Source organism: Flavobacterium plantiphilum (assembly GCF_046000495.1).
GTDB classification, from domain to species: domain Bacteria; phylum Bacteroidota; class Bacteroidia; order Flavobacteriales; family Flavobacteriaceae; genus Flavobacterium; species Flavobacterium plantiphilum.
Genome location: NZ_JBELQA010000005.1, coordinates 182451 through 203018, shown reverse-complemented (window position 1 = coordinate 203018; position 20568 = coordinate 182451). Strand labels below are relative to the sequence as shown.

The following is a 20568-nucleotide window of genomic DNA, read 5'->3' as shown; positions in this document are numbered from 1 at the left end:
TTTGTATCGAGAACCATTTTTAGTAAAAACATAATTGGTATTGATTTCACTGAGAAAAACAGTATAAAGAACAAGAAAACTTATCATCAAAAACTGTTCTCGATACATTTTTTGCTCCATTACATTACTCAAAAAATACTCGAACTGACGTCTTTGATAATCCAATCCTGAGAGTTTTTAATTCTCAGGATTTTTTTTACAAAAAAGACTTCAACACTTTAAACTTTTTCCCTTATTCACAGTCTAATCCCCTTTAACCAATTAACCAAACCCTAAACCAGAATGAAAAAAATCCTATTAGCACTACTCCTAATTCAGGCCAACAGCTTTTTGCTCTTCAGTCAAAGACAAATGGAGACCTTAGACCGGGGACTCATTGCTGTAAAAGAAAACAATCATTTTTATATCAGTTGGCGTGTTTTAGGTACCGACGCAGATGATTTAGCTTTCAATTTGTATCGTAAAAGTGGCAGCAAAACCGCCGTTAAAGTAAACGACAAACCTATTTCAGGAGCAACTAATCTTATTGATGAAAAAGCGAATCCCGGCCAAGACAACAGCTGGTTTGTAAAAACCGTAGTAAACGGAGTTGAACAAGAAGCAAAAGGCAGTTTTAACATAAAAGCCAACAGTCCTGATAAAAACTATTTGTCCATTCCGCTGAAAGCAAAAGAAGGCTATATCCCTAATGATGTTTCGACAGGAGATTTAGACGGCGATGGGCGTTATGAATTGGTTGTCCACATGACTGGAAAAGGAGCTGATAACTCTTTTAAAGGATTAACAGACCCTCCTGTTTTTCAAGCCTATACTTTGGACGGAAAATTTCTATGGGAAATCAATTTGGGTAAAAATATTCGCGAAGGCGCACATTACACCCAATTTATGGTGTATGATTTAGACGGTGATGGCATAGCCGAACTGGTTTGCAAAACCGCCGATGGAACTACCGACAGCGCTAATAATATAGTTGGTGATGCTTCAAAAGACTGGAGAGATTTGAATCCAAAATCGGCTACTTTTGGAAAAATATTGCAAGGTTCGGAATACCTGACGGTTTTTGACGGAAAGACGGGAAAAATTGTCAATACAGTTCCATACATTCCTGAAAGAGGCGACATTGGAAAATGGGGCGGAAAAGGCGGCAACGGAAAAAACGACAACACCGGAAACAGAGTCGATCGTTTTACGGCCTGCGTGGCTTATTTGGACGGTGTACATCCAAGTGTGGTGATGTGTCGTGGGTATTACGGTCGTATTGTGATAGCTGCTTTTGATTTTAAAGATAAAAAACTGACCTCAAGATGGGTTTTTGATACCAAAGACGGTAAAAATCCGTATTCCGGAATGGGAAATCACGGACTCTCTGTTGCCGACGTGGATAATGATGGTAAAGACGAAATCATTTTTGGAGCCATGGTCGTGGACGACGATGGCAAAGGTTTATACACCACAGGTTTTAGACATGGCGATGCCTTACACGTAAGTGATTTAGACCCTGAAATTCCGGGTCAGGAAGTTTTTGGCGTTCACGAAATCGAAGAAGGTACTAAAGGTCCAGGTGTGGCTTTGTTTTCGGCTGCCAATGGCAAAGTATTATTTACCGCTATGGATGATGAAGATGTGGGAAGAGGTGTTGCCGATAATATCGATGCGACACGAGTGGGCGCCCAAATGTGGTGGTCCGGTTCTCGTGGCCTATATGATATCAAAGGAAATAAAATTGGGGAATCTCCAACCTCCACTAATTTTCTAATTTATTGGGATGCTGACGCTTCCAGAGAAATTTTGAACTCCAATTATATTGACAAATATGGCAAAGGACGACTATTCACGGCCGAAGGTGCCCGTTCGAATAATGGTTCGAAATCTACTCCTGCCCTTTCAGCTGATATTTTAGGCGATTGGAGAGAAGAACTGATTTTAAGAAGTAACGACAACAGCGAACTGCGCATTTATTCCACTACGATTCCAACTGCAATCAGACAATACACCCTAATGCACGATTCGCAATACCGACTCGCGATTGCCTGGCAAAACGTGGGCTACAACCAGCCGCCACATACCAGTTTTTATATGGGAACAGGAATGAAACCCGCTCCAAAACCTAATATTAAATTGGTTCCTTAAAACGTTTATCTTAAATATATTTCTAAAAAGCACAGCTTACACTGTGCTTTTTAATTTTGTAAGAAAATATTTTTTGTATATTTAAAAAAATACTATTTTTAACGAGTATATATTAAATTATATTGCATAAATGATAAAACAAAAATTAGAAGAGATTTTATCCCTAAATGGAATTTCAATCTTAATTGGAATCATTGGAGGAATATTTGGAATAATCTCTATTTTCATTGATTGGAACACTTTGTTAAGTATTAAATGGTTTGCTGCCCTATGGATAGTATATTCTTTTATATTAATTATTTCTTTAAAATTAACTTACGATATCTACAAGACACATTCTTTAAAAAAATTAAATAGTAAAGCACTTCAATTTTCGAACATAAACTTACTCCTTTTAGTTGAAAACAATAACAATTTCGAATATTCTCAAACAATATCTATTTATTATATAAAGAATAACTTTCAATTATTATTTGCAAATGGATATGTACAAAATATTCAAAATGAATTTGTTCAAATAAAAATTCTTTCTTTTGAAGAAGATTTTAAAATTTCCCATAAGGAAGAATATGATAAAATACTTAGCAATGATAATAATGCATTATCATCAATATTAATTAAAAACTACCTTAGTTATAATGGATAAAACTCTTTCAAATATATTGGTTGCCAGCAAAATCGATGACTTCCAAATTGTCATAAATAAAGGTTCTGAAGATGATGTAAGTTCTTATATGAGATTTCTTGTATATGAAGAAGGACAAGAAATTTTCGATCCACATACTAAAAAAAGTTTAGGGAAACTTGAAATTCCAAAAGGTTTTTTTAAAGTTCAACATATTCAAGACAGAATGACTATATTAGTTTCTGAATTAAAAAAAGAAAAAAATTTATTTCAAATTACGTTAATGATGAAAGAGCTAGATGTAGAAAAAGATTTATTAACTAAAATTAAAGTTGGTGACCGTGTTAAAATTGTAAATCATTTATAACAGCATACTATTTATCAGGTTCGTTTGCAACGCGGATAAAAATACTTAGCTTGTTCAACCCCATCTAGTGCTCTTTTACAACGAGTACTACTTACTTTTGAGAACTAATATAGCGTTTACAATGCGGTTCTTAGAACCCCTTTCGCATTCGAAAAATTCAATTTTCACACAAATTTTGCAGATTTAAGCAGAATAACTATTAAGTAATCCGCGGAAATCTGCAAAATCTGCGTGCTTTTTTATATCTGTCACAGACAGAGTAACACATCCTCAAAGTCACAGACTTTGCGGAGCTAAACATTAAAGCTTATAAACTTCCTCTTTAAAGCCTGTTCCGGAATTCATTTTGCAACTCTAAAATTTGATTAAATTTGTAACCGCAAAAAGATTTGCTGAAATCAGTTTAGGTTGCAATTCGATCAAGTACCATTAGAATGGGTTGCAACGATAAATCCCCAGATACACATTACATGAATTTAAGCCGGTTAGAAATCAAAAAAAACATTACAAAAACAGAAGACAGAAATCTGTCTTTTCGTGTTTTTGATTTGAAATTGGAACAAATAGAAGAATACCTGAAACCGCATAAAAAAGATCATTTCTGTATTTTTATTATTGAAGAAGGAACTATTCAGCTTCATATAGAAGAAAAAAAAACACTACTGAAAGCGGGTAAAATAGCTGTAATTTTTCCTGATCAGGTTCATTTTCTTTCAGATTCAAGTACTGATTTAAGCGGCAAAGTTATCCTGTTTGAAGAAGTGCTTTTTTGTTCTGATATTCTAAAAAACGAATTAAGTGCTTACAATGTTAATCTTTCTAAAATTCTGAACTGTGTTTTATTGTCACAACAGGAATTTCAAAAGAGCCGGAGTATTGCTTCAGAAATAGAAGCCGTTTACAAAAACCCCAGTCTGATAAAAAAAGAACAGGGACGTTTTTATATTAAAATTTTTCTTCTTGGACTCATTGAATCGGTTCACGGACTCCAGCCTTTACTCCATCCGGAAACAGATGCCGACAAATTGCTATTTATCCAATTTAAAAAATTACTTAACGAGCACTATAAATCAGAAAGAACAGTTGCCTATTATGCAGGAAAATTGGCTGTAAGCACTAAAAAGCTGAATGCTGTAACAAAAAAGCATTGTAACGAAACCGCCATTCATGCCATACATAACCGGATTCTGACTGAAATAAAACGACAATTGCTTTTTTCAGAACACTCTCATAAGGAGATAGCTTTCGATTTAGGTTTTAGTTCGCCTTCGGCTCTGAATAAATTTGTGCGTTCCAAATTAAAAGAGACTCCAACAGAACTCCAGCACGAACTGGCGCAAATTTATACCGTATAGTCCTGTTTGTATAACATCCCCGGCTAGGCTTCTTCTACTTTTGCTCTACTAATAAAAAATTAAAAAAATGAGCAAATTATTTATTGCATCAGAGATTTTCCATGGTGCAGGAAGTCTTCAAGAACTAAAAAATATCGAAGGTAAAAAAGCAATTATTGTCACCGGAGGAAGTTCTATGAAAAAAAGCGGAACTCTTGACAGAGCGATTGCTTTTTTAGAAGAAGCGAATATCGAAGTGAAAGTTTTTGATGGTGTTGAAGAAGATCCTTCATCTGCTACTGCGATGAAAGGTGCGGAAGTGATGCACGACTTTCAACCGGATTGGATTGTTGGTTTAGGAGGATGTTCGGCAATTGATGCTGCTAAAACAATGTGGATTTTTTATGAATATCCTGATACTGATTTCGACTCATTAATAAAACCTTTCAGTGTTCCAGTTTTAAGAAAAAAAGCGAAGTTTATTGCTATTCCTTCAACCAGTGGAACCGGAACTGAAACAACAGGTCTTGCAGTGATTACTGATCGTGAAAAAGGAGTTAAATATCCTATTGTTTCTTATGAACTAACACCGGATATTGCTATTGTGGATGGAGCAATCTGTGCCTCAATGCCAGCGCATATTACTTCAAACACGGGTCTTGATGCTTTAACGCACTGTGTAGAAGCTTACGTTTCTAATATTGAAAATAATTTTGCCGATGTACTTTCAAAAGGAGGATTGGAAATTGTATTCAACAACCTTCAGGAAGCGGTTAAAAACCCAACCAATATTGTTGCCCGTCAAAATATGCACGATGCATCGTTTATGGCCGGACTTGCTTTCAACAATGCGTGGTTAGGAATTGTACATTCCTTATCGCATCAGGTAGGTGCTTTATATGGTATTCCTCACGGATGTTCAAATGCTATTTTCTTACCAAACGTAATTCGCTACAACGAAAAAGCAAGTAACCGTTTTCCGGATTTGGCCAAAGTTATCGGAAAAGAAACGGCTGAAGATTTAGCTCAGGCAATTGAAAAATTGAGAGGCGATGTGAATAATATCGGATCAATCAAAGAATTTGGTATTTCTAAAGAAGACTGGGAGAAAAACCTGGATTACATCACGGCAAATGCATTAGCTGATCCTTGTACTGGTTTTAACCCAAGAAAACCAACTCTTGAGGAGTTAAAAGCAATTTACCAGGCTTGTTATAATGGTGAAGTGGTTAACTTCTAAATTATATACAAAATATAGTATTATCTCCAAGTTATTTTTATTTGACATAAAAACGACTTGGAGATTTTTAATTTTATGATTATTAAGCCCTTACTAAAAGTAAGCTTAATATTTTAATTTGGTAATAGAAGTTACATCAGCAATACCTTGAAACTTAATACCTCTTTTTCCTGTTGCTGTGGCAACATCTACTACATACAAATAATGTTCTCCAGCATCTTCTTTCATAACATAATAAACTGTTTTACCATCTTCTTCTGCATATACTTTCATGTTATAACTCATTTGAGCATGCTCAGGAACACCTGTTACAGGTTGAACAGTTTTTGCAACTACATCAACTATAGCCAGCTTAACTCTTCCTCCAGTTACACTACCTATTTCATTTGTAGCATATAGAGTCATTAAAAATTTACTTCCTTTAATATGTTCGCCTCTTGCTATTTTTGCTCCAGTAGCCTGTTCAATATTAAAAAAATAAGATTTATCAAATTCTTCCTGACCTTTTTTAATTCTAATAATTGCAGATGGGTTTTTAGATTTTAAAGTGGCTGTACCTCCAGCTGTTGACCAAGCATAAGTATCACCATCTTCAATCTGTTTAACCCCCTGCATACCAAACCAGTTTCCTATAGATCCAGTACGTCCGTCACGAATTATTTTTTTAAATGCTAATGAAGGATAATCAAATACTGCAATCCAGGTACTGTCTACATATTTAGTTGTTTGTCCAGTTACACCAGGTGTATAAGTCAATGGAGCAAAAAGTTTATTGTCAACTTGTGTAATTCCATTCCAAACAGCCATTTCTTCCTGACCAGTAATTTTAGCAAGATCTACAGTATTTCTACCTAAAACTTTAGGATTTTTAGCATCAAATCTATAGAGAGTAGCAATAGAACTTTCTTTAGATCTATTTACAGAACCTCCAACATATTCATTGTCATTTACAGTACCATAAACACCGGTCATTTCAGTATTTACAGAAGCACCAGACTGAACCAGTTTACCTTCGGCATTTAATCCAAAAGGAGTTGTTGGTCCTTGTGCAGCATATACAATTCCAAATAATTTATTATTTTGTCTTATAAACGAGTAGGCTTCTGTTTCAATTCCATTTCCTGTAGTAGAGATTGATCCTGTGGTTACATCTTCAGTAGTAACAATATACCTCCCTGCTTCACCTCCTGATCCATCTGTAAATACCACAAATACAAATTTAGATTTACCTGTGTCTCCTGAAGAATCTTCAATTTTTCCTGGGTCATTGTCATTACTACATGATCCCATTGCTAGCATTCCCACTATGGACATTACTGTTAAGAAATATTTTGTTGTTTTTTTCATGTTATTATATTTAATTATTATTATTTAGAAATTGATATGTCCCTATTAAAAAAATATCTGAATTTAAGAGTAAATGATCTACTAGGTTTTTGCAGACTAAAATTATCATACAATATATTATCCCCCAGATTATAACACTCCAGAGCAATATTGTATTTACCTTTAGCCATTTGATAAACAATGTCAGCACTATGTGCATATTGTTCAGGAACATACGATTTTGAATCTGCAGATCCTTGTCCCGGCCAACGCAAGTAAAATTCTTTCACATACAGTAAGTTATAACCAAACGTTAATGTGTTTTTTTGTTTTCCAATATTATTTATTACAAACGAAGCATTCGCATTTCCAAACAAATAAGGCATATTTGGAATTCTTTCGTTGTAGTAAGGGCTTGGTTCCGTTTTACCAGGTTCAACTTTGGTATTATTTCTTAAATTTTGATAGGTAATGTTTCCACCAATGTTGAAGAAATTCTTGTAACTGTATCTAATCTCTGCTTCTATACCTCTGTTAGTTACATCTCTGGTATTTACAGCTTGTTGAGGTTGTACACCGTTAAATGAGACCGGAAATAAAAGCCATCTGATAAAATCTTTTGCATTTCTATAAGTATAATTCACATCAACATTAAAATGATTTGATTCATTGACATTAAAACTATAGCTACCACTTATATTTATATTATCACTACTTTCAGGTTTAAGATTAGGATTTGAAGTTAAAAATTCAATATCCCCAAATAGTTCATTATTATCAGGCAATCTATATGCTTTCTCATACGATCCTTTGATCTGAAGATTTGGCAAAATAAAATAAGTTGAAGCTAAACCGTATCCTAGTTTATCAATAGAACCTTTTTTATCTATGTATTCTCCATCTAAAAGTTCAGTAGCATGACTATACTGATGATAATTTTTGGCAAAAATTGTATTACTCCATTTTTCATTGGCATCATATCTGTAACCTAAACCAGTAACACTTTTATTTGTAATTTGTGGTTGTTTGTTTGATTCATTTTCCGGATCTAATGCATCAACTCCTTTTCTGCTAAAAGTATTAGTCATATTATTTAAACTTAAAGAATGCTTTTCATTAAATCCATAAGTAACATTTCCAGAAAAAACACCATTATTATTTTTATAACTAAAATCTCTCCTGCTTACTTCATATCCTCTTCCTGTGTAAGTTGCAACTCCTAACCAATTGTATCTGTAACTAGTAGTATCAATAGAACGCTCTTCTCCCAGATTATACCTTCCAGATACCTGAACATCCAGGCCATCTGTAAAAAGATTCTTTTTAATGTATTTAAGCGTTGGCTGTACAATATTCCCTTTTCTTAATCGCCCACCATAAACGTCATACATCCTATTTCCTGTTTGGATATCCGCTTTATTTTGTCCTAAAGTAATACCAACTAATAACTGATCCGCATATTTTTTTCCCATAACACCAATATTAAAAACAGCCGTTTCATTATGATAAGTATCATGAAATCTCCTAACTCTCATAGGTGTATAAACTCCCGTATCTAAATCAGCAACATCAACATTTACCCAATAATTATTATCTGAATAATTTTGAAAGGCATTCAACTGAATTGCAAAACCACTTTTTGATGTATAACCAGTATTTATATTGGTTTTGTGTGTGTTAAAAGATCCGATAGAATAAGATGCATCAAGATAAGTTCGGGGACTACTTTTTGAAATAATATTTACAGCACCTCCCAGTGCATCTCCACCTAACCAAATAGGTACTACTCCTTTGTAAATTTCAATACGATCAGCAAAATTTATAGGTATGTTATTTAATTGGAAAGAAGAACCAAAATTATCCATAGGCAAGCCATCCACAAAAAATTTTATTTGGTTACCTGTAAAACCATTTAGAGAAACACTTATATTAGAACCCACACCTCCGGTTTCTTTTACCCTCACTCCTGTTACTCTATCTAATACCTGCCCAATATCCATAGAAGAGTTATGTAGTTTTTTTGCATCAATTGCGGTTACATTGTAAGCTTGTTGTCTTACTTGCTCTACTACTGATTTTCCTTTTACTTCAACGACATTTAAAGTCGCCATTTCTTCTTCGATAATCATACTTCCCATTGTTATATTCGATTGTCCTAAAGAAATTTTAGTTTCTTTAGATTTAAATCCGATATAACTTAACGCTAAAATATAATTTCCCGGTTTGGCATTAATTACATATTCTCCTTTCTCATTTGTCAATGCTGCATATGTTGTTCCTTTTAATGCTACAGAAACTCCTTCTGCAGGTTTTCCATCAGCAGTTAATACCATTCCTGATATTTTTACTTTAGTTTTTTGACAATAAATATTGGTTACTGTTAAGAAGAAAATCGCCAGAAATAATATGTTTTTTAATCGCATTATAATAAAATTATATTGTATAAAATCTGGTGCAAAATTATTATTTAAAAACATTCTAAACAATTTTATTTTAATTTATTCCAAATAAATACACAAAAGACTAATTATCAATAGCTTAAAAATACTTTAAATCAACTTTTTTCTTGTTAGAACATTAACATTAACAATTGAAAGTTTGAAATCGCTGGAAAAAAGTAAAACAAAATATGGCTGGAATAGATACTACATAAAATATTTTCCATAAATGCTAAAGCATTTATGGAATGATTCCAATCTTATTGATAAATCATTTACACACATTCTTTTTATTAATACTTACTAACAATCAGTCATTTATGACAATTATTAAATAATTAACATTTTTTCTTATTTAGACTTAGTATAAATAAATATATATTTGCAATACAAAATCTAACTTTTTGTTCAAAATCTAATAAAAAACACTCCTCTAAAAACTGAGATTCAGCATTGAAAAACACAAAATATTAACAATGAAAACCTTAATAACCTTATTACTACTCACCATTTCTATCTCTAGTTTTTCGCAAGCTGAAAAGAAAAAAGACAGTATTATAGAAACCTATTTTAATGATTTAGAAGAAGTAATTATTGTAAAAAAGAAAGAAACTTATGTTCAAAAATCAGATCGAATGATTTTTAATGTGGAAAATAGTATCGTATCTGAAGGAGGAACAGCATTAGACGTTTTAGCCCGTGCACCCGGAGTAGTGGTATCTCAGGATGGTGACTTAGCTATCAGAGGGCAACAAGGAGTCAGCGTCATGATTGACGGCAAACTTACACAGCTTTCTCAAAAAGAATTGGCCAATTATTTAAAATCGACAACCTCATCAAACATCAAACAAATTGAAGTAATTACTAATCCTTCTTCTAAATACGATGCGGCCGGAAAAGCCGGGATTATTAACATCGTGATGAAAAAATCACCGGCATCAGGATTAAAAGGGACTGCTTTTACTAATTACGCCCGCAGTAGAAAAAACAGAACTAATTCTGGTTTGAACCTGAGTTACAATAAAGATAAATTTGGCATATTTGGTAATTACAGCTACACTTTCAGAGGAGAAGAAGAACGTAAACTTTTTAATCAAATTCAATATACAGAGGCTTCCAGACAAGAAATTGCAACAACTAATCGCCAATTTACAATTACCGATGAACCGCTTACTTCTAACAATTTTAAAATTGGCACACAATATCAAGTTTCGCCAAAAACGAATTTAGAAATGTATATCGATGCCAAAATAGGTCGCTATGAAAACATTGCCAATGGTGGGAATATTTTGCTGGACAATAACAATCAATCACTGCTGGATGTAGCAACTTATAATAACAGCAAAGAAAACTGGTATGATTATACTTATGCGCTTTCGGGAGTTCATAAATTTAATAACGAAGGTCGAAATATGAATTTTGATCTGGAATATGAAACATCTAAATTCAGATCCAGACAATTTCAAACAGCTGAAAACACAGACGACTCCAATCCCAACTCAATCAATGACCGTAGAGGTTTTATTCCTTCTTTGCTAAAAGTTTATACAGCTAAAGTTGATTTTACAAATCCTTTTCAGGAAAAACATACTGTAGAATGGGGATTTAAAGCCGGAATAAAAAACAATGAAAATCCGTCGCTCTATGAATATTATGAAAATAACGAATGGATAGTTGACTTGAATTCGACCAATCATTTTGAATACAATGAAGAAATTTATGCCGGATACATTAATTACAAATATCAATTAGACAAAATCAATTTTCAGGCTGGTTTACGATCTGAATATACGGCAATAGTTATTGATCAGAAAACATTAAATGAGAAATACAAAAGTGATTACATAAAGTGGTTTCCGAGCCTTTCTATCAAATACGACTTAGCAGACAATCATTCATTTCATGCTTCTTACAGTAAAAGAATTAACAGACCCAATCAATTTGATTTAAACCCGTTTCGTTTTTACAATGATCCGTTCAATTATTATCAGGGAAATCCAAATTTAATTCCTGAAATAGCAGATGCTGCTGAAATAGGTTATAGCTGGAAAAATATCGTCATGGCTACGCTGTATTTCAATCAGACTAAGGATGTTTTTACAGAAGTTTACCTGTATAATCCTGAAGAAAATACCACAATAACCACACAGGTAAATGTGGACAAATCATATAATTATGGTACCAATATTACTAATACGACCAAAATTTACAAATGGTGGTCAGCCAGTACATTATTTAACATTTTTGAAAACAGGTATATGGGAAATACTTTCAATAACGATAGAATTACCCCTATTGTAACCTGCAATTTAAATGTGCAAAACTCATTTACTATTAGCGAAACCTGGAAAGCCGAAGCCAATGCACAATATCAGTCAAAATCTAATGTTGGAATTTATGTAAGAGACGATTTCTTTGATTTCAGCATCGGGTTTTCTAAACAGATACTGGATAAAAAAGGGAGTATTAAATTGAATATTACCGATGTTTTTAAAACAAAAAATTACAATATCAATTCAGCCATCGGACAAACCAGTATCGACAGAAGATATAACCTTGACAGCCGTGTGGCTACAATAGCCTTTACCTATCGAATTTAATGCTCATCAGAAGCGCCCCATATTTATTAATCTTAATCAGTATACATTATGTTAGACTATACGATTTTAATATTAGAAAAAGTAAGTTTTGACTCCTTACTTTTTTCAAGAGAATTACAAAAAGCCATTCATACACTCACCCCTTCAGATATTGAAAAACTAGGAAAATGGTTTGTCGATTTTTCAGAACTGCATAGTGAATTAGAAGAATTTAAAAGCTATTTCCTGAATTAGATTACACTTCTAATTTTACATTAAATAATCCAAAAAAAGGTTTAAAAGCATTTGTTTTTGAACCTTTTTTTATATCATCTAGTGCTAAAAAGAATCATCAAAATAATAATAAAAAACGTAATTTTTAATAATTCTAAATAATGTTTTATTGATTATATTTGCAACCAAATGATTTATAAAAACTTCAATTATCAAAGAGAAAGCCAGAACATATAATTTATCTGATTATTCTGATTTCAAAAGTCTTTACAGAGACTTTTGGAAAAAATTATATGCTATATGCTACAGCAAAACTTCAAATAAAGAAGCCTCTGAAGATATGGTTCAAGACATTTTTATTTCACTTTGGAACAGAAGAAATAAATTAGTAATTACATCTTCAATTGAGCATTATTTGATTAAATCTGCCAAATTAAAAGTCATCGACTATTACAGAATTCAATCATCTGCTAAAGAAAATAATCTCCTCGAATGTAATTTATGCGAACATCCTGAATTTGACAAAGAATTTCTGCAACAAAATGAAGCTTTATACCAGTTTCTTGAACAAGATGTCGAACTTATAGTCAGCGACTTACCGTGTCAATGTCAAAAAGTATATCGATTAAGCCGTGAAGAACAAATGAGTACAACTGAAATAGCCGATAATCTAAATATTTCGCCTAAAACAGTAAAAAATCATCTTACCAAAGCACTGGGTCTAATACGAAAAAACATCCCTTCTTTTTATGCAATAACTTTGTTGCATCATCTTTTATAAAAAATATTCATCAATTTTATTTCTTCACTAGGACTCCCTTCCTTTTTTTTCGACTATACTATTGAACAAGGTTTAGTCAAATGAAAATTACCCCTGAATTATTAAAAAAATATGCCAGCCATCAATGCTCCGAGCAGGAAAAAGAAATTATTGAGCAATGGCTAAATGAAACAAACCAAACAGAAGAAGAGGAGGAAATCCCTACTTCTGATTTTTTGGAAGAAAAAATGTGGGGCACTATTAAAGAAACAATAGTTGCTGAACCGGAAAAAAAGGCAAACATATTCCAGAAAACAACACCTTGGGCAATTGCTGCCAGTATTGCTCTATTAATTGGTTTAGGAATATTCAAGAAATCTTTTTCTAATGCTGATAATCCTGAAAAAATCCTTGTTTGTAAAACATTGGTAAGAGAAATGAAAAATATCACTTTAAGTGATGGTACAGTAGTTCATTTGAATGCTAATTCTACTTTAAAAATTCCTGAAAAATTTGCTAGCAATAATCGTAAGATCTTTTTAGAAGGAGAAGCTTATTTTGAAGTAGCAAAAGATAGCCTACGTCCTTTTACAATCCAAACCAAAAAATCAGAGACTACGGTTTTAGGAACAAAATTTAATTTATCGGCTTATACTAAAGAACCTACTACATTAACATTAGACGAAGGTAAAGTTTCTTTTAAAGACAAGAAAAACAAAACAAAACCCCTTATCATATTACCTAACGAACAAGTTATATTAGATGATGATAGTCTTGTAAAAACTACCGTAAACACCAAGTATTACAAAGGCTGGATGAATAACACACTGTATTTTACTAATGAATCGTTTTTAGAAATTGCAAATAAAATAGAACGTATTTACGGTGTAACCATTCACATTAAAAAACATCAATTAAAAAATCAAATCTATAAAGGAGAATTTGAAAATCCTGAAATAGGAAATCTTTTAGACGATTTGAGCTTTGTACTAAAGTTTAGATATGAGATAAAAGGAAATGATATTATAATTTATTAATCCTAAAAAAATAGAAATGAAACAAACCTAACCCTAAAAACAATAAAAAAACCAGTATGCCGTGTCCAAACTACATACTGGCGAATGTCATTCAATAGCAATTAAATAAACATTTTTTACAAAAATATGAAATCTAAAACAATAAACACATGTTCTACACGTGTATTAAAAATCGCCTTTTTCTTTATATTATGCTTCAATGCGCAGCATATTTTCGCACAAGATTCACTTTTAGACAAGAGAGTTACTTTAAGTTTTAAAAATGAAAACCTCCCTAATGTTATTACAAAAATAGAAGAACAAGCATCTTGCTCTTTCTCTTATACTTCGAACATTTTTAAAACAAATAGACTTGTTAGTAAAAATTACTTTAATGAACCTTTGCGAGAAGTACTTAATGAACTATTTGTAAAACACCAGGTATATTATCGCATACGAAACAATACGATACACTTGCAAAACAATACCGAAAAAGGACAGGTTTCGGGAAAATTAACTACCGTTGACGGCAATCCTGCTCCATTTGTTTCCGTTGCATTACAAGGAACTAATTTAGGCGCCACTTCTGATGAAAATGGATACTTTAAATTTTCTGCACCAGAAGGTGAATATACTATTTTAGTTCGTTCTCTTGATTTAAAAGAGCAGAAACAACCCGTAAGTATAGTAGCCAATACAAATACTAAAGTTAATTTTATATTAAGCGAAACGAGTGAAGCTTTAAAAGAAGTGGTTGTAGTAGGGAATAAATATTCTATTACTTCAAAAAAAGAAAGCGAATATGTAGCTCGACTTCCGCTTAAAAATTTGGAAAACGCACAAGTTTATAGTGTAGTTGACAAAGAACTTATTAAAGAACAAATGGCATTAACGCTTGAAGAATCTTTTAGAAATGTTCCTGGAGCTGCTCCTGCTAAAACGGGCTCAGGAATGCCCTCTTTTTTCTCCAGAGGTTTTCAAACCAGCGAGAATTTCCGTAACGGAATGGCAACTTATCTGCGAACAGGTATTGATTTAGCTAATGTGGAACGCGTGGAAACCATCAAAGGACCAAGCTCTACTCTTTTTGGAGCACAAATGACTTCTTTTGGAGGTATTGTAAATTACGTAACTAAGAAACCATACAACCGTTTTGGAGGCGAAATAAGTTATACAGGCGGAAGTTGGAATCTAAACCGGATGACGCTTGATATCAATACTCCAATTCAAAACGCAGATGGTTTACTAGTTCGACTGAATATATCCCGCCAGACCGAAAACAGTTTTCAGGATCAGGGAAACAACGCCTCAACACTTATTGCTCCTAGCATTTCTTATCAGGTAAATGATCGTTTAAAACTGAATCTAGATATGGATTTTCTCAACGTGAAAGGAATTGTTGCCGGAGGCTGGATTACAGGAGCAACCTTAGGAAAGACCAGTTTTAAAGAAATGAATCTGGATTACCGTCAATCGCTTAATGATAATTCATTAGTAAGCAAACAAAGTTCGAACAATGTATTAATTGAAGCTGAATATAAAATTTCTGACCAATGGATTTCAGAATCTAAATATGCCTTCGGCGGTGGTGCTTATGACGATCTTTATATTTTTGATTATATCTGGCAAAATCCATCATCAGTGGATCGAATTTTAAGAGCTTTTACGGATGAAAAAACAACCCGAAAAAACTTCCAGCAAAATTTTACAGGAGATTTTAAAATAGGTAAATTACGAAACAGATTAGTTGCTGGTTTTGATTATTTATCCGCTTCCAGAATAACCAGATATGACGGACTGGGCTACGGAGATAAAGTATTTGAACCTGCAAATTTGGACAATCTCGCTGCAACACCGGTTATTCGATTCGAAAATGTTCAGGCAATATTAGCTGCAAGAAACACAGGACAAAATATTACCAAAGAATCAACTTACAGTGCTTATGTTTCAGATGTTTTAAACCTGACCGAACAATTTTTAGTAATGGGAAGTTTACGTGTAGATCGTTTTATCAGCGATGGGACAACAAATTCACTGACTCGTGCCACAACAGGCAAATACAATCAAACCGCTGTTTCTCCTAAATTTGGACTGGTTTACCAAATTTTAAAAGAGAAAATCTCTGTATTTGGAAATTACTTAAATGGTTTTAAAAACGTAGGAAACCGAATTCAGCCTAATGGAGAAGTTTCTATTTTTAAACCGCAGCAAGCGGCACAATGGGAAGGTGGTTTTAAAGTTGATTTATCAAACAAATTGAATGCTACTGTTAGTTATTACCACATTGATGTAACAAATAGTACCCGAAATGAACTTCGTAACAATATTAACTTTTTTGTACAGGACGGAAAACAAAAAAGTAAAGGACTTGAGGTAGAAATTATTGGCCGACCTTTTTCAGGGTTCAATTATGTAGCCAGTTATGGTTATAATGACAATGAATTTACAAGAGCAAATGCAAATATAATTGGAAAAAGAGCACAAGGTACTCCGGAACATGTGCTTAATCTTTGGGCAAGTTATGTTATTATTAATGGAAAAGCACAAGGACTGGGACTCGGAATAGGAAATTCTTATGTTTCTGACACTTTTCTGGACAGTGCTAATACCTTTACATTGGACTCTTACAACCTTCTTGATGCTACTATTTTCTATAATCGTCCAAAATATAGAATAAGTATTAAAGCAAATAATATTCTCGACGAACAATATTGGGTAAGTGATGGTTATTATGCCCGTCCGCAAAAATTAGCCAATTTTATGGTCAATATGACTTACAAGTTTTAATACAAAAAAAGCGCCTCAAGTATCATTAAAACCTAACTTGAGGTGCTTTTTTTTATTTTTCTATAATCACTTTCCAAAAATCATTTTTAGGAAAAATATTTTTCAAAGTATATTTTGCAGCTTCTGTTTTGGTTAATTGGTGTGACCAAGAAACTCTTTTATTGGTTTTTGCTCCTTTTCCTTTGTTTTTGTATTCAGCATAAAATGCGGTTTTGTCCTTATCCGGATAACGTTCGTCTTTCCACGGATTCCAGCCTTCCGGCAAAATATGATCTCCTAATTTCGATTTTATAAATACAGTTTTAGCATACGGACGCCACGGACGACCTAAGAAAACTTTAGTCACACCCGCATCCGCAATCAATTTACAATTGATAAAAACATAACCAAATTCCAGATTTTCAGGTGTGGAAGCCGCGGTGATATAGGAATCTTTCTTACTGTTGATGACACAATTTTCAAAAACTGCCACTGCCGAACCAAAAATAAAATCAGTCGTTCCCTCAATATAGCAATTTTCATAATATTGATAATAGCCATCACCGTCAGTCAATAAAGTGTCCTGACAACCTAAAATATTAGCATTTCTTATTATAAAACGTTCTCCTTTTGCGCATAAAGAAACAGCCTGCCCTTTGTCACACCAGGAATTTTCAATAGTTACGTTTTCAATCGTAACATCATTGGCGCGAACTAAAAGCGTGTAGGAATCGGAAGTTCCAAAGTTTCGCTTCGAATTCGGATTTGGTTTTCCGGAATAATCATCATTGGTAATAATGGTTTTTTCTTTATCCTCCCCTACTAAAATTAATCGCGATTTAGACGAAGGAATTACCAATTTTTCCTTATAAATTCCATTTTTGATATAAATTTCAACACTCCCTTTATCTGTTTCTGCAGCATCAATTGCTTCCTGAACGGTTTTGAAATCACCGCTTCCGTCCTGAGCAACGGTCATTTTTTTATCTAAATTTAACTTTATTGAGTTTCCAAAACTACTATTGGCAAAAACGCAAAAAAACAATACTAAAATATACTTCATTCTTTAATAAATTAATTATTCATCCTTTTAAATCAAAAGGAATCAAAATCCAAAAATAAAGAAAAAAAACCAGTTTATAGTAATCGATTGCACATCTAAAAAACACGAAATAACTTCTTATTCTGAACTTATTATCTTATTTTAGACGGCTATAAAAACCATCAGAATTTCTTCAAAACAACTATTTTAATGGGAAACAAAATCCAAAATTTATTTTTACTGTTATTCGTATGTAACACCCAGCTTTTTTGGAGTCAGCAAAATCAAAATTCTTTTCTTATTGCCGATAAAAACGAAGTAAAATCAATTTACATTGATCCGGAATCAGACGAACTTATTCTTTGGGCGGTAAACGAACTGGCTACCGACATTCAGGAAATAACGGGTCAGAAACCACAAATTATTTCGACGCAAAAACCAACTTCTGAAAGCGGAATTTATATTGGTCAGATTGATGAAACGCTTTTTAAAAATTACAAAAAGTCAAAAAAAGACCTATCAGGTTCCTGGGAAAAATTCTCTATCAGTAACGAAAAAAACAGCTTATACATTACAGGCAGCGATGTGCGTGGTACCGTTTACGGCATCTTTGAAGTTGCTGAAAGACTTGGGGTTTCCCCTTGGAAATGGTGGGCAGATGTCCACAATATTAAAAAAGAAAAATTAGCTTTAGAACTTCCAAAAGAAGGTATTACCGAAAGTCCATCAGTACAATTTCGCGGTATCTTTTTAAATGATGAAGACTGGGGATTACAGCCCTGGGCGGCTAAAACATTCGAAAAAGAAACCGGAGATATTGGTCCAAAAACCTACGAAAAAATATTTCAATTGCTGCTGCGCCTGAAAGCCAATACAATTTGGCCGGCGATGCATCCTTCTACTAAAGCCTTTTTTAAAATAGAAGGTAATAAAGAAATGGCTCAAAAATACCATATTCTTTTAGGAACCTCCCATGCCGAACCCATGATGCGTAACAATGTGGATGAATGGAAAAAAGAAACGATGGGTGATTTTAATTATTTCACTAACAGTGTGACCATTAATCAATACTGGCAGGACAGACTCAATGAAATCAAAAACAGCAAAGCCGAAACCATCATGACTCTGGGCATGCGCGGCGCTCACGACAGCCAGATGGAAGGGGCTAAAAATGCCGAAGACGCCAAAAATATGGTTGAAAAAATCATTACTACACAACGTGAAATGCTGGCTGCGACTTTCAAAAAACCCATTACTTCTATTCCACAGGTGATGATTCCGTACAAAGAAGTCCTGGAACAATACAACAAAGGAATGAAAATACCGGAAGACGTAACGCTGATGTGGACGGATGATAATTACGGTTACATTAGACGTTTCAGCGATGAAAAAGAACAAAAAAGAGTGGGTGGCGGTGGAGTTTATTACCATATAAGCTATTGGGGAAGACCACACGATTATCTGTGGTTGTGCAGCACGCAACCCGGATTAATTTGGGAAGAAATGTCTAAAGCTTATGCCAATGGTGATCAGAAAATGTGGATTGTAAACGTGGGTGACATCAAACCTGCCGAATACGATTTAGAGTTTTTCATGGATCTGGCCTGGGATATTAATTCGATAAAACCAGACGAAATTCACCAACATTTGAAAAACTGGGCAGCAAGAGAATTTAACGATAAAGTTGCCTATGAAGTAAGTTCAGTAATGAGTGAATATTACCGATTAGCGATGTTACGCAAACCGGAATTTATGGGCTGGAGCCAAACCGAACCTACTACCCAAATTAAACCTTCCGATTTTACAACAGATGAAGCCATCAGAAGAATAGCGCTTTATGATGCTTTAATGGAAAAAGTTAATCAGCTGTCGGTTTCCATTCCCGAAGAACGAAAATACGCCTGGTTTCAACTGGTCGTATACCCTGTAAAAAGCGCTGCTTACATGAACCGCAAATTCTTATATTGGAACTTAGCTTTAGAAACAACTGATTCGGTTACCAAAGAAAAACACCTAAATTCATCTAAAGAGGCTTATAGCGAAATCGAAGCTTTGACTCTTTATTACAATACGGAATTAAGCAATGGAAAATGGAATAATATGATGAGTATGGTTCCCCGAAACTTACCGGTTTATCAGCCTATAGATTATGCCAACTTACCAAAAGTGGCCGAAAACAAAGCCTCGAATCCAGAAAATGAAGTTATTGCTATTCAGGCAAATGAATTTACCACCCAAAAACAAGCAAAAAACTACAACTGGAAAGCGATTGACGGTTTAGGATACAGTAACGTTGCTGTTACTTTGTTTCCATTAAAATCAGAATATTTTGAATCAGAAAAACCTTCGGTAACCTATACTTTTGAAACGGATAAAACGGGAGAGTATGAAGTGGAAGTTCGTTTTATACCAACGCATGCCAATAATTCTGACCATGAAGCCACTATTTCATTCGATGCTAATACCAGCAAAACGTTTAAACTCAACAGCTATGACAGAAATGCAGCCTGGAAAGCTAATGTATTACGCAATGCAGCAATTTTTACATTACCGGTCAAAATAGAAAAAACAGGAAAACATACGATTACAATTGAAGTCAATCAAACTGGAATTATTATTGACCAATTGGCAATCTATCCTAAAGGGCAAAAAAAATATGAGATACCATTTGAATAACGGTATCTCATAATATTCTTAAAACGATTCAAGTG

At 33.6% G+C, this 20568-nt stretch carries 14 protein-coding genes; 11 read left to right on the top strand and 3 right to left on the bottom strand.

The window, feature by feature from the left end; all coding sequences use genetic code 11:
* The first annotated feature begins 282 nt into the window (after nucleotides 1–282).
* From ABS764_RS10275 to ABS764_RS10255, 5 genes are all read left to right on the top strand, one after another.
* Complete coding sequence (locus ABS764_RS10275) at nucleotides 283–2130, top strand: rhamnogalacturonan lyase (protein ID WP_408081701.1); 1848 nt, start codon at nucleotides 283–285, stop codon at nucleotides 2128–2130.
* A 130-nt stretch (nucleotides 2131–2260) separates the two neighbouring features.
* Entirely contained in the window at nucleotides 2261–2776 is a 516-nt protein-coding gene (locus tag ABS764_RS10270; protein WP_408081700.1) for a hypothetical protein, read from the top strand.
* Entirely contained in the window at nucleotides 2769–3122 is a 354-nt protein-coding gene (locus ABS764_RS10265; protein WP_408081699.1) for a hypothetical protein, read from the top strand. Before ABS764_RS10270 ends, ABS764_RS10265 begins: the two co-directional genes overlap by 8 nt.
* Nucleotides 3123–3592: 470 nt before the next feature.
* Nucleotides 3593–4477 (top strand): AraC family transcriptional regulator, encoded by an 885-nt coding sequence (locus ABS764_RS10260; RefSeq protein WP_408081698.1) that lies wholly within the window; start codon nucleotides 3593–3595, stop codon nucleotides 4475–4477.
* A 67-nt stretch (nucleotides 4478–4544) separates the two neighbouring features.
* Nucleotides 4545–5696: an iron-containing alcohol dehydrogenase gene (locus ABS764_RS10255; RefSeq protein ID WP_408081697.1), complete on the top strand. Its 1152-nt coding sequence runs from the start codon at nucleotides 4545–4547 to the stop codon at nucleotides 5694–5696.
* A 105-nt stretch (nucleotides 5697–5801) separates the two neighbouring features.
* Here ABS764_RS10255 and ABS764_RS10250 read toward each other — a convergent pair whose 3' ends face one another.
* Together ABS764_RS10250 and ABS764_RS10245 are read right to left on the bottom strand one after the other, a co-directional pair.
* A complete protein-coding gene (locus ABS764_RS10250) occupies nucleotides 5802–7043 on the bottom strand; it encodes a DUF4374 domain-containing protein (protein WP_408081696.1) in 1242 nt (413 codons plus the stop codon).
* 20 nt (nucleotides 7044–7063) lie between these two features.
* Complete coding sequence (locus ABS764_RS10245) at nucleotides 7064–9445, bottom strand: TonB-dependent receptor (RefSeq protein WP_408081695.1); 2382 nt, start codon at nucleotides 9443–9445, stop codon at nucleotides 7064–7066.
* 491 nt (nucleotides 9446–9936) lie between these two features.
* Here ABS764_RS10245 and ABS764_RS10240 point away from each other — a divergent pair, with 491 nt between their 5' ends.
* The 5 genes from ABS764_RS10240 to ABS764_RS10220 all read left to right on the top strand — a co-directional run bounded on the left by ABS764_RS10240 (nucleotide 9937) and on the right by ABS764_RS10220 (nucleotide 16836).
* The gene (locus ABS764_RS10240) at nucleotides 9937–12060 is read left to right on the top strand and encodes a TonB-dependent receptor domain-containing protein (protein WP_408081694.1); all 2124 of its coding nucleotides are present in this window, start codon (nucleotides 9937–9939) and stop codon (nucleotides 12058–12060) included.
* 48 nt (nucleotides 12061–12108) lie between these two features.
* Nucleotides 12109–12294, top strand: coding sequence for a hypothetical protein (locus ABS764_RS10235; RefSeq protein WP_408081693.1), 186 nt, complete (start codon nucleotides 12109–12111; stop codon nucleotides 12292–12294).
* Between the two features lie 175 nt (nucleotides 12295–12469).
* Nucleotides 12470–13054, top strand: coding sequence for an RNA polymerase sigma-70 factor (locus tag ABS764_RS10230; protein ID WP_408081851.1), 585 nt, complete (start codon nucleotides 12470–12472; stop codon nucleotides 13052–13054).
* Nucleotides 13055–13134: 80 nt separating this feature from the next.
* A complete protein-coding gene (locus ABS764_RS10225) occupies nucleotides 13135–14070 on the top strand; it encodes a FecR family protein (RefSeq protein ID WP_408081692.1) in 936 nt (311 codons plus the stop codon).
* 126 nt (nucleotides 14071–14196) lie between these two features.
* Nucleotides 14197–16836: a TonB-dependent siderophore receptor gene (locus ABS764_RS10220; RefSeq protein WP_408081691.1), complete on the top strand. Its 2640-nt coding sequence runs from the start codon at nucleotides 14197–14199 to the stop codon at nucleotides 16834–16836.
* A gap of 52 nt (nucleotides 16837–16888) precedes the next feature.
* Here the strand turns inward: ABS764_RS10220 and ABS764_RS10215 are convergent, their stop codons facing one another.
* On the bottom strand, nucleotides 16889–17878 hold the full coding sequence (locus ABS764_RS10215; RefSeq protein WP_408081690.1) for a pectinesterase family protein: 990 nt from the start codon (nucleotides 17876–17878) through the stop codon (nucleotides 16889–16891).
* A gap of 189 nt (nucleotides 17879–18067) precedes the next feature.
* Between ABS764_RS10215 and ABS764_RS10210 the strand changes: the two genes are divergently transcribed.
* Entirely contained in the window at nucleotides 18068–20533 is a 2466-nt protein-coding gene (locus tag ABS764_RS10210) for a glycosyl hydrolase 115 family protein (RefSeq protein WP_408081689.1), read from the top strand.
* Nucleotides 20534–20568: the final 35 nt, after the last annotated feature.